Genomic DNA, 12868 nt, shown 5'->3' on the forward strand with positions numbered 1-12868 from the left:
CTGATGGATAAACACGATCCGGCACCACAAGCGCTCGGCGATCTCATCAGCCGCCATTCGACGCGGCTGACGGACGCTGACACGCGTCTTCTCGATGTCCTGGTCCAGGATCCGATCCGTGCAGCGATGGATAATGGGAAGGATGTTTCCCTCCGTGCAGGCGTGCATCCCGCCTCGGCCGTGAGGCTGGCGCGGCGCTTGGGTTTCAAGGGCTACCCGGAATTTCGAAGCTTCCTGCAGGCAAACCTGATGGTAGGCGGTGAAGATTTCGAAAGCCCGGCCGCGCGCATGGCGGCACGCCTTGTGAGAGCAGAAGAAGGTGGTCTGCTCGCCTCGGTGCTCGACAGCGAGATCGCCGCGTTGAACAACGTCCGCAACAGTGTCTCCGACGCCGACATCCGTGCTTTTTCCGAGCGCCTGTGCAACAGCCGCCGCATCTTCGTCTTCGGCCGCGGCCATTCCTCGGCGCTTTCGGCGCTGATCACGCTCCGCCTGGTGCGCTCCGGATACGACGCAGTCAATCTCGGCGGCCAAGTGGACCAGCTGCCGGAGGCGCTTTCGACATTTTGCAAATATGATGTGCTCTGGTTGTTGACCTTCCGCCGTACCTCCCCTCTGGTGCATGAGCTTCGAAGGATCGCGGCAGACCGCGGCGCCCAGACGCTGGCCCTGACGGATCTGCATGCGGCTCGCATCGATCCAGCGCCGGAACATCAGATTTCGATTTCGCGCGGCGAACCGGGGGAATCGCAGTCACTCGTGGTGCCCATGACAATCGCCAACGCGGTGATCCTCGATCTTGCTGCCATTGATGATGGTCGCTCGATCCGGGCGCTCAGGGAATTCCGGTCATTCAAGGCGACATCACGTCTGACTGTGGACTGACGCTGAGCCACAGCCAACGTGGAGCAGACTGGGACGAGATGGTCCTTTAGAAATTGAGCTGACAAGGGAACTATGGTTATTTTACAGATAACTATCCGCGCGCTCTTTCATCCGCCGCCGCCCTGATAGCGGCGCAGGCAGAAGCGCCAGAAGACGACCGCTGCCAGAACGGAGATCGGGCCGGCAGCAAGCGCCGCGATCTCCGCCGCACTTCCGAGATAAGCGACCGGCCGCTTGAGCAGGACCGACACCGGCACGTATGCCATATAGCCGAGCGGCATGACCGAAACGAGCGCGATCTGGAAGACCGGGGCAAAGATGCTGGCCGGATAACGCGACAATTCCCAAAAATCAAAATAGATGCCGAAAAGATAGCGCGCACGGCCAAGGATCATGGCGCAGGCACCGATCATGGTGAGCATGGATGCCGTAATGAGCGCCGCGCTCACGAGAGCACCGAAGATGAGGATGGAGGCCTCGACATCCCACTCGATGGGAATCTGCGGCAGCGCCCAGACGATCAGCCCCGCCCCCAATAGCACATGCCCGCCATATTCGATGTTGAAGCCCGAAAAGACGAGATAGGCCCAAGGGTTGAGCGGCCGAACCAGCAGCGTGTCAAACTCGCCGCCGAGCACGATCTCCTCCATGCGCCTCAACTGCACCAGCGTGAAACAGGCCCCAAGCGCATAACCCAGCGTATGGAAGCCGAGGAGCAGCGCCATCTGCGGCCAGGTCCAGCCACCGATATTCTCGAAGCGGGTAATGATGAGCCAGATCGAAGCGAAGACACCCGCATAACCGAAGGCTTGTGCCGCCCAGGCGATGACCAAACTGGCGCGAAATTCAAGCCGCGTGCGCACCCGAAGCCGCATCAGATAGAAGAGCAGAGACAGCGTGTCGCGCATCCCTCAGCCCCCCTGCACCACGACCTGTCCGCAGGCTCGCGACCAGACAAAGGCAACGGCAAGGCCGAGGGCCATCACCCATCCGCCACCAGCGACGAGGTAAAGAGCGGAAGAGGCAAGATCGCGCGCTCCTAGATAGACCGCCATCGGATGATAGGTGATCCAGGAAAAGGGCAGAACATGCGCTACCGTTGCCAGGCCGGTCGGAAAGAACCAAATGGGCACGAGCCCACCGGAGAGCGTGGCCAAGGCGCCGCGCATGAACCATTCGAGAGAATGAGCATCGAAAATCCAGAATGAAAACAAACCGAGCAGGATGCCCGTCAGCATCAGCACGGCAAGCGAGACAAACAGAAAACCGACAAAGAGAATGCCGTGACCGAAGCTCGCAGGCAATTGCAGTCCGTAGCAGAACCCCATGATGGCGATCACCGGCAGCGAAATCAGCAACCAGTCAAAGAAGCGCGCGCCTAGCTGCTCGGCGAGCAGCATAAGGGGATAGCCCACCGGACGCAGCAGCGTCGCGCCTATCGCTCCGGTGCGGATCGTTGTGCCGACATCGCGCACGATCATCGTGGCATCCCAGCTGGACAGGATCGTGCCGCCGATCAGCGCATAGGTAACCATCTGGGAAAGCGTGATACCGTTCATCGAGCCGTGTCCGCTAAAAACCGCCTGCCAGATCGAAACACGTGCAACGATCTCCACGAGGCTCCCGAGGATACGAACGAGCATCTTGGCCCGGTGCTCGACTTCGCGCTGGAAGGCGGCCCGGATGAGGGCGAGGAAGGCGCTCATGCCGCAGCCCTCGCCTGATAATGCGTGCGGATGATCTCCTCGATGCCAGGCTCGTGCAGACGCACGTCGCGCAGGTCTACGTCGGCCTCAAGGGCTGCCAACAGCTCGATGAGAGAGCGTCCATCATCGGCAATCAGGAGTTCGCGAACACGCCCCTCCCCGCCGACAAGCTCCGCGCCCACAACGCGTACGCGACCCGGTTCGCTTACAAATTCCAGCGTCAGGCGGCGGCGCGCGCCGAAGCGGGAGCGAAGCTCACCGATTGCGCCGTCAAATAACAGCCGCCCCTCGTCCACCATGATAAGACGCGGGCAAATCTCCTCGATATCTTGCAGATCATGGGTCGTGAGGATGATCGTCGTGCCGCGTTCGCGGTTGATGCGCGAGAGGAACTTGCGCACCACATCCTTCGCCACCACGTCGAGCCCGATGGTCGGCTCGTCGAGGAAGAGGATCCTGGGATCATGCATCAGCGCCATGGCGATCTCTGCACGCATGCGCTGGCCAAGGCTCAGATGCCGCACGGGGCGATCGAGAAAGGGCGAAAGTCCCATCATCTCGGTGAGATCGGTTCGGTTGCGGGCGAAGAGGTCCGCCGGCATGCGATACATGCGCCGATGCAACTCGAAACTCTCAAAGAGCGGCAGTTCCCACCAAAGCTGCGTACGTTGACCGAAGACGACACCGATCTGACGCGCATTGGCGACCCGTTCCGCCTGCGGATGTCGGCCGAGCACTGTCACCGTGCCGGCGGATGGCGCAAGAATACCGGTCAGCATCTTGATCATGGTGGACTTGCCCGCCCCGTTTGGGCCGAGATATCCGACCGCCTCACCGGCTGCGATGGAGAATGTGATATCATCCACCGCCGGAACCGGTCTTTTGATCGGAGCGATGAAACCGCGCACGGCACCGAGCATGCCCGGCTGGGACACGCGCTGCTGAAAGGTCTTTGACACGTTTTCGGCAGAGATAATCGAAGCCATAGCGGAGACCCTGAACGTAAAGGCGCTCCCCTTAGAGGAACCGCATGAAACTTATGCGACTCTCAGCTGATTCGCCCGACACATCTTCTGATGGATCCCATTCCCATCAGGAATGGGCAAAGCTGTGGCTTCACACGAGATCTACACTGGTAAAAAGGACCAATACGCGCTGACAAAAAGGCGCCGCTCCCATCGTAGCCGGCTTGAACAGCCCCATGTGGCCCGCCGATATGTCCGCAAAGAGGGTCGTCGAGTTGGCAAGCCGCATCGACCGCTTGCACCGCCCAAGATTTAATCACTTCATGGTTTAAGCTAGGCCAGTTGTAACCCCTTAGCCGCGAGCCGGTCATGAACGATGTCGAGCTCTACGAAGCCGGTGCCGAGATCGTGCCTGGCCTTGCCTCCCGTCGTCGCATCTTCGACCGGGCGACCGCCGAGCGCATTCCCGTACTCGGCTTCCACTTTCCGTCCCCGGTCTCGGCCGGGTGCTCAAGACCGATGGTGCCTACGCCTGGGTGCCCGCCAACTGACAGTTTTGACGCCTACGGCAAGCAAGTATGGGACTTGTAATGGACCAAGGATCAACCGACGCGGTTTTCTTGGCACGATGGGCTCGTCCTCAGAACGGCTTTTCGGCCTTGTCGGTGCGGTAGAGACTTACGGCGACCTTCCGAGGTTTCCCGCGCGGCCCCTTTGCGACCCTGCGCCAGGCGTCCAGCGTGGTCTGGTCGCGCCAGCATTCGAAAAGATTGACGCGCTCCGGATCGACCGCGTCCGCGCTTATGGAGAAGTCGAGACAGCCGTCGTGCGCTCTCGCGCGTTCGACCATGCCCTTGAAGGCCTCCACGAGGCCGTTCCGCTTCTCAGCGTCGGTGCGGGTGTAACCGGCTATGATGATGGGTCTGCTCCTTCGGCTGGCGCCCTATTCCGGCGGCACGCCGCCGTGCATGGTCTGGGATAGCGACCCGTGAGGATCGTCGGTTCGCGATCGGAACGTCAGCCTCCCTTCACGTATCCCAGACCCTCGACGATCTTTCCGTCCTGAACCCGCATGAGGTTGACGCCTCGAACCCGGTCCGCTTCGCGCTCGCTCCAGCGAAGCTGCCAGCGGATGATCCCGCGGTCGCCCATCGCGGAGATTTCCTCAGCTTTGAAGACAAGATTGGCGGACGACGCCACGCTCTTCCAGAAAGTGAGGCAAGCCTCACGCCCTTCGTAGCGCGCTCCATCCGGGGCCGGGGCCGTATTTCGAGAATACAGCCCTCGCCGACCAAATCATCGAGGTCTTCGGGGCGATGCTTCTCAAATGCGTTGTGGAAGCGTTCCACGATGTCGCGGGTAATTTTGGTGTCACTGGTCATGTTCTCACCTCGTTGCGTGATGAAACCGTCGTCCATCCCGAGCGAGTGGTCGATGATGAAGGGGCTGCGATTGAACAAAGAAAAACGACGATGCTTGCGGCTCTCGCCTGTCTTGTCGTTCTGGCAGCGGGTTACTCCGGCAAGGGCGCCGATTGACCGGGGGTTTTGGCATAGGCCAGGGCCTCGACGATCCGGCCGTTGCGGACACGGATCAGGCTGACCCCGCGCACCGAGCCGCCGTCGCCGAAATGGAAGCGCCAGCGGATATTGGCGCGATCGCCCATGACAAAAGTCTCTTCTACCTCGAAGCGGTTGACGCGGTCGGCCGCCATGGCCTGCCAGAACGCCAGGTTAACGTCGTAGCCTGCATAGCGCGTGCCGTCCGGCGCCGGCTGGATCGACTCCATGACGCAATCCGGTGCGATCAGGTCTTCGAAGATCACAGGATCGTGTTCCTCAAACGCCTGGTTGAACCGACGGATGACTTCGGCTGTCTCTCGGGGCTGTATAATATCTCTCCTATACAGAAAGGTCTGTCTACTTCTTGCACTGTACAGACCTGTCTGTTAAAGTCAACCAATGAAGCAACGTACATCTGAAAACCCACCTGAAGCCGGGCCCGCGCGCCGTCGTCTGCTGGACACCGCGATGCGACTTTTCTACGAGGGGGGCATCCATGCTGTCGGCATAGACCGCATCATCGCAGAAGCCGGCGTGGCCAAGGCGACCTTCTACAATCACTTTCCCTCGAAGGATGACCTCGTCGTCGCCTATCTCGAAGAGATAGACCGGCTCGGCCGGGCGGCAGTGGCCGCCCTTCCCAAGCAGCCCCCTCGGAAAATGATCCTGGCTATCATGGGGCGCATCAGCGAGGCTGTGACCGCGGGAGGCTGGCGGGGGTGTCCATTTCTCAACGCGGCGGCCGAATATCCCGATCCAGCCAGCCCTGTGCGGCAGGCGATCAATGCGCGCCGCATTTGGTATCACAACAGCCTCGAGAACCTTCTCGCAGAAGACGGCGATCCCGCTCCTTCCGTCACCGCGTCCCTCCTCGTCGCGCTTTCGGACGGCCTGCTGGAAAGTGCCTATCTGGATGACACTGAAAGCGTCCCCGCCCTTGTCTGCGAGGCGGTGACGAGACTGCTGGACCGCCGATGAACGCCGCTCGCCGACCAAGCAGCACCGGTCTGAGCCAATTGTTGGATCTCCAGCGGCAGCGCGATTGGATGGAGGGCAAGACGACCCTGCGCGACGCCGACGAGCGTTCGGAGTCACTGGAACTGCGCTTCAAATATCTCGTCCGGTTTGAGAAGCTGCTCGGCCGACCGCAGGCGCCAGAGGTTCTGGAGATTCTCAGGCGTTACGGCCGCGACTGTATCCCGATCCCCTGCCGGACCGAACGGCACTACTGGTCGGTTTCTTGTCTGCCGTCGACTCCGGGCAAGGCGCTCGTTCGCATCAATGCGAGCTGGATGGAGCTTTTCTCGCTCTATGCGGACGGCGCGGGCGTCCGCGCGCTTTTCGTGGTGCATCTTTCCAATTTCACCACCGACCATTCGCTCGATCACGACCAAGTGGACGAAGCTTTTCTTGAGCGCTGCGTCGTGATGCCGGAGGATGTTAGCTATTTCTTCCCGCGAGGCGACGACATTTTCGGCATCAGGGTTCGCGGCTTCTCCTCGATCGGCAAATTCCTCGCGGAGCCTCGAGCGTTGCTGGCCATCCGGACGTTCAACCTGACGCACATGAATCGGGGCCGGAACGCCTATCAGGCGAGCCACTGCTATAGCCTGGCAGATCACATGCTGAGTGATGAAAAACGCTGAATAACGACCCAGGACATCGGAGCGGCGGCGGTTCGGTGGGAAGGCAGGCCAAACGGGGAGCGAGGTGGCCGCGTGGGCCGGAACTCATCGCCCCCTGTCTCGAAATGCTCGACGAAACGGATACGGGGATCGTTTCCGGCATCGGCAAGCAGTACCTGCAATCGAGCTTTTCTTTCGACGAGCGGCTGGGATCGCACATCCTCACCGCCGCCATAGAGGAGGTCAAAAGCGAAATCGACGAGGTTGTCGGTCTTGCCTTCCGAGAGTGCGGCCTGCAGGGCCGCGAAATCCGGCGCGCCATTTTCATCGAGGGTGCAGATTTCGCCATCGACGATGCAATCGGGAAGCGCGAAGGCCGCTTCGGCGATTTCGGGATATTTGGCCGTCCAGTCGAGCCCCTTGTGAATCTTCAGCGCCGCATCACCATCGAGGACACGCGTCTGGATCCGGTAGCCATCGATTTTGATTTCGTGGATCCACCCGGCACCCACCGGTGGACGCTCCAACGTTTGGCAAAGCTGCGGGGGGATGAAATCGGGAAGATCGACCGAAGTAACCGTGTCGGCCTCGTCGTCACCGCGAGCGGCAGCTTTCCGTTCGGCCGCGGCGAGACCTTGGTTGCTGTCCCAGACCGCATCGGCCCGGACATGTCCGCCTTCGACCATGAACGGCTTGGGTTTGCGCCCCCTGCCGGCAGCGATCATCTCCATCGCGCGACCGGAGGCGACGGACGTATCGTTCTCCTCCAGGATTGCGGCGCCGTTTTCGGCGACGGAAAACTCGTCGTGGTGTTTGATCAGCAGCCAATTGGTGCGCTTGCTGCGCTCGCGATCCTTGCGCATCCGCACCAGCACGAAACTGCCATGCAGGCATTTTCCTTCCAACGTGAACTTGAAATCGCCTTTCGTCAGGGCGTGTTCGGTACTCTCCTTGCCCTCCGGCTCTCAATAGCCACGATCCCAGAGCATCACGGTCCCGCCGCCATATTGGCCTTTCGGAATGGTGCCTTCAATGTCGCCGTAGTCGAGTGGATGGTCCTTGACCTCGACCGCCAGCCGCTTGTCATGGGGATCGAGCGACGGTCCTTTGGTGACCGCCCAAGACTTGAAGACGCCCTCGAGCTCGAGGCGCAGGTCATAATGCAGTCGGGTCGCATCGCGTTTTTGGATGACAAAGCGTCGCCGGTTGCTGTGGGCGATCTGCGTCTTCCCACTCGGCTCGGCAGTCTTCTGGAAGTCGCGCTTGGATCGGCAGGTCGAAAGCTTGTCGCTGGCCATGGCTGTTCTCGACAGGGCAAACAAGCGGAATGCGGCGCGGGAGCTTCAGGTTCCATGGCTAGCGCTAACGGCTTCGGGAACAGAAAGGGCGCTCAACCCGGTGGGGGAGCGCCCTTCTTCCGATCCCGGACGGACTCGAACGCCGACGACAGGTCGTCGAGCAGGAGGCCGTCGATACGGGAGGTGAGCAATAGATGTGGTCGACACTGTCGATTTCAAGTGCGGGTTCGCAAACGGATTGCTAATCCAGTCATGACTAATAAGCGACTTGGGTCATTGGGAACGGCGACGGAACAAACCCGCAGATCGATCGCCGAGCGGGTTTTCGCGCAAGTGCGCACTCATGGAGCGCCGATCGACGACGGCCGGGAATACATCGCAATCGTCGAACTGTGGGAGGGCTTGCTGGTAGCGGAAACGCCTCCGGATGACTGGCATCCGAAGGCGGCAATTGCTTCATGCATTTGCTGGAATTGCTCTAGAACTCCTCCCAACTTCCGGTCGCCGATTCCGCGGCTACGGCTTTGGCGCGACCGCGGCCGGCGACGAGGCGCAACGCCGGCGAAGCGTTCTTGAAGTGTGCCGTGTCCCGCGTCCTCCCGAGACATCAACACGATTGTAAGCCTTGCACTTAGGATGAATCCCCCGAGGCCGATACTGCTGCAAATCCGTGTTCTGCCGCCACCAGCGCCTCGGCGATATCGGCTTCTGTATGGGAAGCACACAGGAACATGTTGTGCTTTGGATGGAAATAGACGCCCTTGGCAAGAGCGGCCCTGCAGAAGGCTGAACCCTTGGCAAAATCTGCATCATCGTCGAACAACACAGTCGGCATCTGCGCCGGGCCGGACTGGCGGATCGAGACGCCGAACTGGCGCGATCGGGTTTCGAGACCATCGCGCAGCATCTGGCCGAGATAGCTGACCTTGGCCGGGACGTCGTCGCGGCGCACGACCTTCAGCGTCGCCAGTGCCGCCGCCATGGCCACGGCGCCGGCCCAGAACGAGCCTGTGACGAAGACCTGGGATGCGGCCTTGCGCAACCAGTCGCTGCCGGTGACGGCGGAAAGCGCATAACCGTTCGCGATCGCCTTGCTCCAGGCGGAGAGATCCGGACGCACGCCGAGCGGCTCCCAACTGCCGGCCGTATACAGACGGAAGCCGGCGCGGACCTCGTCGAGGATCAGGGCTGCATTCTTACTGTCAGCGAGACGGCGGGCCGCCTTGGCAAAATCCTCAGTCGGCAGTTCCTGATCGAAACCTAGATCATGGCGATAGGCCGAGACGACGATGGCCGCCATATCGTCGCCGGCCTCTTTGACCGCATTTTCAAGCGATTCAATATCGTTGAAAATATAATATATCAGATGCGCACGATCCTCCGCCGTAACACCGACCAGCGACGGGGAGCACCAAGGGACCGCACCGTGATAGGCACCCTTGGCCACGAGGACCTTGCGCTTAGCCGTAGCCGCGCGTGCCACGGTCACGCAGGTCGTCGTCGCATCCGTTCCGTTCTTCTGGAACAGTGCCCAATCAGCATGAGCGATGGTATCGACCAGCATCTCCGCAAGTTCCACCATCACTTCGCCGGGACCGTTGAGGCAATCACCCAAACGGCGCTGACGCTCAGCGGCTTCCTCGACTTCCGGATGATGATGGCCGAGTAGGTTCGGACCCCAGCTGCACATGAAATCGACATAGCGATTGCCGTCGACATCCCAGACGACGCCGCCTTCACCCCGGGCAAAAAACTGCGGATAGGCTTCCGGCAGCTTAACGGCATGGAGATGACCCCACATTCCGCTCGGCACAACTTTTTCAGCACGCGCGCGCAACGCAGCATCCCGGGCATTGATTAAATCCGACATGGGAAATTCTCCATTATGATTTCGATATATCATATATTTTATCTGGAAAGCAAGCATGACTCTGTGTCGTATGCGCTGGCCGGCCCAGATTTTCAGGATAAGGGCGGCATTAAATCCGATCTTGCGACGTCCTGGCACAGCAATCATTTTGCGTCACAGTTGTCGGGGTCGGGCATGGACGACGACGTGAGATTGCGCATATATATGTTGATTTTGCAGCATTTCGCATTGCCGGGCTATCGCACTGCACTGCGCTCTCCTATATTATATATAATTGAGTTTCGGGGCTTTGTGCGGATCCATGCCGGTAAAGCACCCCTTTCGAGGATTGAACATGGCCGAATTTGACCAGATGATTGGTGATAACGGGGTCGGCCCCGTTGCCCGCGACAGCCTTACAGGGCTGGTCTACAACAATCTCCGCCAAGCACTGATGGAGGGGCGCTTCTGGCCGGGCCACCGCTTCAAGATCCGCGATCTCGCGACAACCATGAACGTGTCCGAAACGCCGATCCGCGAGGCGCTGATGCAACTGGTACGTGGCCGGGCGCTGGAAATGCAGGCAGGACGCTCGATAATGGTGTCGCACATGACGGCCAAGCAATATATCGAGCTGCGCACCGTACGCTTGTTCCTGGAAGGCCTTGCCGCCGAGCACGCGACCACGCGCGTTTCCGAGGCCGATATCGACCACATGGAAGCGATCCATGAAGAACTTATCAGCGCCGAGCAGCAGCAGCGCTGGTCGGATGCCGTGCGCGCCAACTGGCAGTTTCATCGTGGCCTCTACGAAGGCTCCGAGCTGCCCGAGGTCTTGGCGATCCTCGACGATATCTGGATGCGCAACGGGCCGCTCTTGAACTTCCATTATCCGAGCGCGCCGCCGACCTATCCGAACGAGCATCAGCACCTTTCGGTGCTGAAATACTTGCGCCAGCGCCGGCCGGACAAGGTGCGCGAGTCGATCCAGGCCGACATGATGGAAGGCGGACAGAACCTCGTGCGCCTGCTCGAAAAATCCGGCGGCACACGTTTCATGACACCGCCGACCGCCGGAGGGGCGGCCTGAGAGGCAAGATTGAGCACGGGCGGTCATGATGCCGCGCTCTTCGCCGCTTCGCGGACGGTTGCCGCAAGCGCTCCGGCCGAGAGACCATATTTCTCGAACAGGTAGGAAGTGGTGCCTCCCTCGGCAAACGTGTCGCGCACGCCGACACGGCGGAATTTCACATGGACGTCGTTTTCCATCAGCAGTTCGGCAACGGCACTGCCCAAGCCGCCAATGATCGAATGGTTTTCCGCCGTGACGATCAGCGGCATTTTTCGCGCGAGGTCGACAAGAGCAGGATCAAGCGGCTTGATCGTCGCCATGTCGACCACCGTCACATCGACGCCCACGCCGGCCAAACGATCAGCCGCATCGCACGCGATATCCACCATCATGCCACAGGCGACGATCAGGCCGCCTGTGCCCCACCGCAGCACCCGCATCTCGCCGATCTTGAAATCGGAAGCCGCTTCCGCGGCCTTCTCGGCACCGTCGGCGCGCTTCAGGCGCAGATAGACAGGTCCGTCATATGCCGCTATGGCGGCGACCGCGGCGCGTACCTGCGCGGGTCCGCTTGGCTCGATCACCACCATGTTCGGCAACGCCCTCATCAGCGCCATGTCGTCGATTGCCTGATGGGAAACGCCGAGCAAAGTCGTGAGTCCAGGAATGACGCCGACCACTTTTACATTGGCGCGCGGATAGGCGATCTGCATCGCCACCTGATCGTAGCAGCGTCGTGTCGCGAACACGCAGAAACTATGAACGAAGGGAATTTCGCCGCCGCGCGCCATGCCGCCGGCAATGCCGATCATGTTCGCCTCGGCAATGCCGACCTGATGGAAGCGTTCCGGTATCCCGTCGCGGAACAGGTCGGTCTCGGTCGGCAGCGTCAGGTCGGCGGTGAGGCACACGATACGTTCGTCGCGCTTGGCCGCTTCCAACAGCGCCTCGCCGTAGTGCTTGACGGCGCTCGCCGCCGCGGAACTCCGGGCGTTGAAATCGAGAACTTCGAGGGATTGTTTCTCGCTCATTTCGCCTCCTCCGCATCGCCAAGCGCTGCAAGCGCCTCGGCGGCGACGTCTGGCGGCAGTTTCAGGTTATGGGCAAGAATGCCTTCGAGCGAGGGAACGCCCTTGCCGGCCAGCGTCGCGGCAACCAGGCAGGTTGGCTTGTCGCGTTCGCGGGCACGGTCGAGCGCCGCGAGCAGTGCCAGAATATCATGACCGTCAATCTCCTCCGCCACCCAGCCGAAGGCGGAAAACTTCTCGGCGATCGGCGCGACGGAGACGACCTTGTCGATATGGCCCTCGACCTGCATGCGATTGTCGTCAACGATCAGGCAGAGATTGGAGAGCCCGGCGCTGCCGGCAAAAAGGGCGGCTTCCCAGAGTTGACCCTCCTGTAATTCACCATCGCCCAGCAAGACATAGATACGGGCCGACGACCCGCGGCGGCGGGCAGTAAGCGCCATGCCGATGCCGACGGACAGCCCCTGCCCCAATGAGCCGAGCGTCGCCTCGACGGGCGTTCCGATGCGTTCCGAAGCATTGACCTCGAACACCGAACCGTCCTTGCAGTAATCGGCGACCGCGGCGGCATCGACCATGCCGCGCGCGGCAAGCGTCGCATAGAAGATCGCCGTGTTGTGGGCGGTGGAAAGTAGGAAGCGGTCACGATCTGTCCAATGAGGATCGCTCGGATCAAGCCGCAGCTCCGCGAAGTAAAGCACGGCGAAGAGATCGGCCGCACCAAGCCCCTGCTGCACATAGCCCTGGCCCGTCGGCGCCACCAGATTGATGGTGTCGCGACGCAACGACCGGGCTATGCGCACAAGCTCCAGGGCATCGCGGATGCGCGGAGCGGGCTGCCGCTCCCTGGTGATGGCGCTGGTCATCGGCGCGGCCCT

Annotated in this window: 13 protein-coding genes and 3 pseudogenes; 6 read left to right on the plus strand and 10 right to left on the minus strand. The window is 61.0% G+C overall.

Going from position 1 to position 12868, the window contains the following annotated elements; genetic code table 11:
- The first annotated feature begins 3 nt into the window (after positions 1–3).
- Positions 4–885: a MurR/RpiR family transcriptional regulator gene (locus tag QEO92_RS15165; RefSeq protein WP_037149502.1), complete on the plus strand. Its 882-nt coding sequence runs from the start codon at positions 4–6 to the stop codon at positions 883–885.
- A 107-nt stretch (positions 886–992) separates the two neighbouring features.
- Here the strand turns inward: QEO92_RS15165 and QEO92_RS15170 are convergent, their stop codons facing one another.
- Genes QEO92_RS15170 through QEO92_RS15180 form a run of 3 tightly spaced genes read right to left on the minus strand, consistent with a single transcriptional unit; the run spans position 993 to position 3577 of the window.
- Positions 993–1793 carry an ABC transporter permease gene (locus QEO92_RS15170; protein ID WP_037149499.1) on the minus strand — a complete coding sequence of 267 codons (801 nt, stop codon included), beginning with the start codon at positions 1791–1793 and terminating at the stop codon, positions 993–995.
- A gap of 3 nt (positions 1794–1796) precedes the next feature.
- Entirely contained in the window at positions 1797–2591 is a 795-nt protein-coding gene (locus QEO92_RS15175) for an ABC transporter permease (protein ID WP_227703586.1), read from the minus strand.
- Complete coding sequence (locus QEO92_RS15180; RefSeq protein WP_227703587.1) at positions 2588–3577, minus strand: ABC transporter ATP-binding protein; 990 nt, start codon at positions 3575–3577, stop codon at positions 2588–2590. The genes QEO92_RS15175 and QEO92_RS15180 overlap by 4 nt, the downstream gene beginning before the upstream one ends.
- 333 nt (positions 3578–3910) lie before the next feature.
- On the opposite strand from QEO92_RS15180, the pseudogene QEO92_RS15185 reads away from it, so the two are divergent.
- Positions 3911–4107, plus strand: a pseudogene (locus tag QEO92_RS15185) (MBL fold metallo-hydrolase); the annotation flags it as partial.
- An 89-nt stretch (positions 4108–4196) separates the two neighbouring features.
- On the opposite strand, the gene QEO92_RS15190 reads toward QEO92_RS15185, so the two are convergent.
- Together QEO92_RS15190 and QEO92_RS15195 are read right to left on the minus strand one after the other, a co-directional pair.
- Positions 4197–4424 carry a putative quinol monooxygenase gene (locus QEO92_RS15190; protein WP_280107444.1) on the minus strand — a complete coding sequence of 76 codons (228 nt, stop codon included), beginning with the start codon at positions 4422–4424 and terminating at the stop codon, positions 4197–4199.
- A gap of 149 nt (positions 4425–4573) precedes the next feature.
- Positions 4574–4938: pseudogene (locus QEO92_RS15195) on the minus strand (nuclear transport factor 2 family protein).
- On the opposite strand from QEO92_RS15195, the gene QEO92_RS15200 reads away from it, so the two are divergent.
- Positions 4873–5094 (plus strand): hypothetical protein, encoded by a 222-nt coding sequence (locus QEO92_RS15200; protein WP_227705275.1) that lies wholly within the window; start codon positions 4873–4875, stop codon positions 5092–5094. The pseudogene QEO92_RS15195 and the gene QEO92_RS15200 overlap by 66 nt on opposite strands.
- Here QEO92_RS15200 and QEO92_RS15205 read toward each other — a convergent pair.
- Positions 5070–5381 (minus strand): nuclear transport factor 2 family protein, encoded by a 312-nt coding sequence (locus QEO92_RS15205; RefSeq protein WP_341871399.1) that lies wholly within the window; start codon positions 5379–5381, stop codon positions 5070–5072. The two genes, QEO92_RS15200 and QEO92_RS15205, sit on opposite strands and share 25 nt — an antisense overlap.
- A 136-nt stretch (positions 5382–5517) precedes the next feature.
- Between QEO92_RS15205 and QEO92_RS15210 the strand changes: the two genes are divergently transcribed.
- Both QEO92_RS15210 and QEO92_RS15215 read left to right on the plus strand, forming a co-directional pair.
- Positions 5518–6096, plus strand: a complete 579-nt coding sequence (locus QEO92_RS15210; RefSeq protein WP_265105700.1) for a TetR/AcrR family transcriptional regulator — start codon at positions 5518–5520, stop codon at positions 6094–6096.
- Positions 6093–6764: a hypothetical protein gene (locus QEO92_RS15215; protein WP_227703589.1), complete on the plus strand. Its 672-nt coding sequence runs from the start codon at positions 6093–6095 to the stop codon at positions 6762–6764. The genes QEO92_RS15210 and QEO92_RS15215 overlap by 4 nt, the downstream gene beginning before the upstream one ends.
- A gap of 86 nt (positions 6765–6850) precedes the next feature.
- On the opposite strand, the pseudogene QEO92_RS15220 reads toward QEO92_RS15215, so the two are convergent.
- Both QEO92_RS15220 and QEO92_RS15225 read right to left on the minus strand, forming a co-directional pair.
- A pseudogene (locus tag QEO92_RS15220) lies at positions 6851–8041 on the minus strand (DNA polymerase ligase N-terminal domain-containing protein); the annotation flags it as partial.
- 631 nt (positions 8042–8672) lie between these two features.
- Positions 8673–9911: an aminotransferase class III-fold pyridoxal phosphate-dependent enzyme gene (locus QEO92_RS15225; RefSeq protein ID WP_227703590.1), complete on the minus strand. Its 1239-nt coding sequence runs from the start codon at positions 9909–9911 to the stop codon at positions 8673–8675.
- A 334-nt stretch (positions 9912–10245) separates the two neighbouring features.
- On the opposite strand from QEO92_RS15225, the gene QEO92_RS15230 reads away from it, so the two are divergent.
- Positions 10246–10980, plus strand: a complete 735-nt coding sequence (locus QEO92_RS15230) for a GntR family transcriptional regulator (protein ID WP_227703591.1) — start codon at positions 10246–10248, stop codon at positions 10978–10980.
- Between the two features lie 23 nt (positions 10981–11003).
- On the opposite strand, the gene QEO92_RS15235 is transcribed toward QEO92_RS15230, so the two are convergent.
- Together QEO92_RS15235 and QEO92_RS15240 are read right to left on the minus strand one after the other, a co-directional pair.
- Positions 11004–11993, minus strand: a complete 990-nt coding sequence (locus QEO92_RS15235; RefSeq protein ID WP_227703592.1) for a transketolase family protein — start codon at positions 11991–11993, stop codon at positions 11004–11006.
- Positions 11990–12856 carry a transketolase gene (locus tag QEO92_RS15240; RefSeq protein WP_227703593.1) on the minus strand — a complete coding sequence of 289 codons (867 nt, stop codon included), beginning with the start codon at positions 12854–12856 and terminating at the stop codon, positions 11990–11992. Before QEO92_RS15240 ends, QEO92_RS15235 begins: the two co-directional genes overlap by 4 nt.
- Positions 12857–12868 lie beyond the last annotated feature (12 nt).

Origin of the sequence: Neorhizobium petrolearium, from assembly GCF_029854435.1 — a bacterium.
Classification (GTDB): domain Bacteria; phylum Pseudomonadota; class Alphaproteobacteria; order Rhizobiales; family Rhizobiaceae; genus Neorhizobium; species Neorhizobium petrolearium.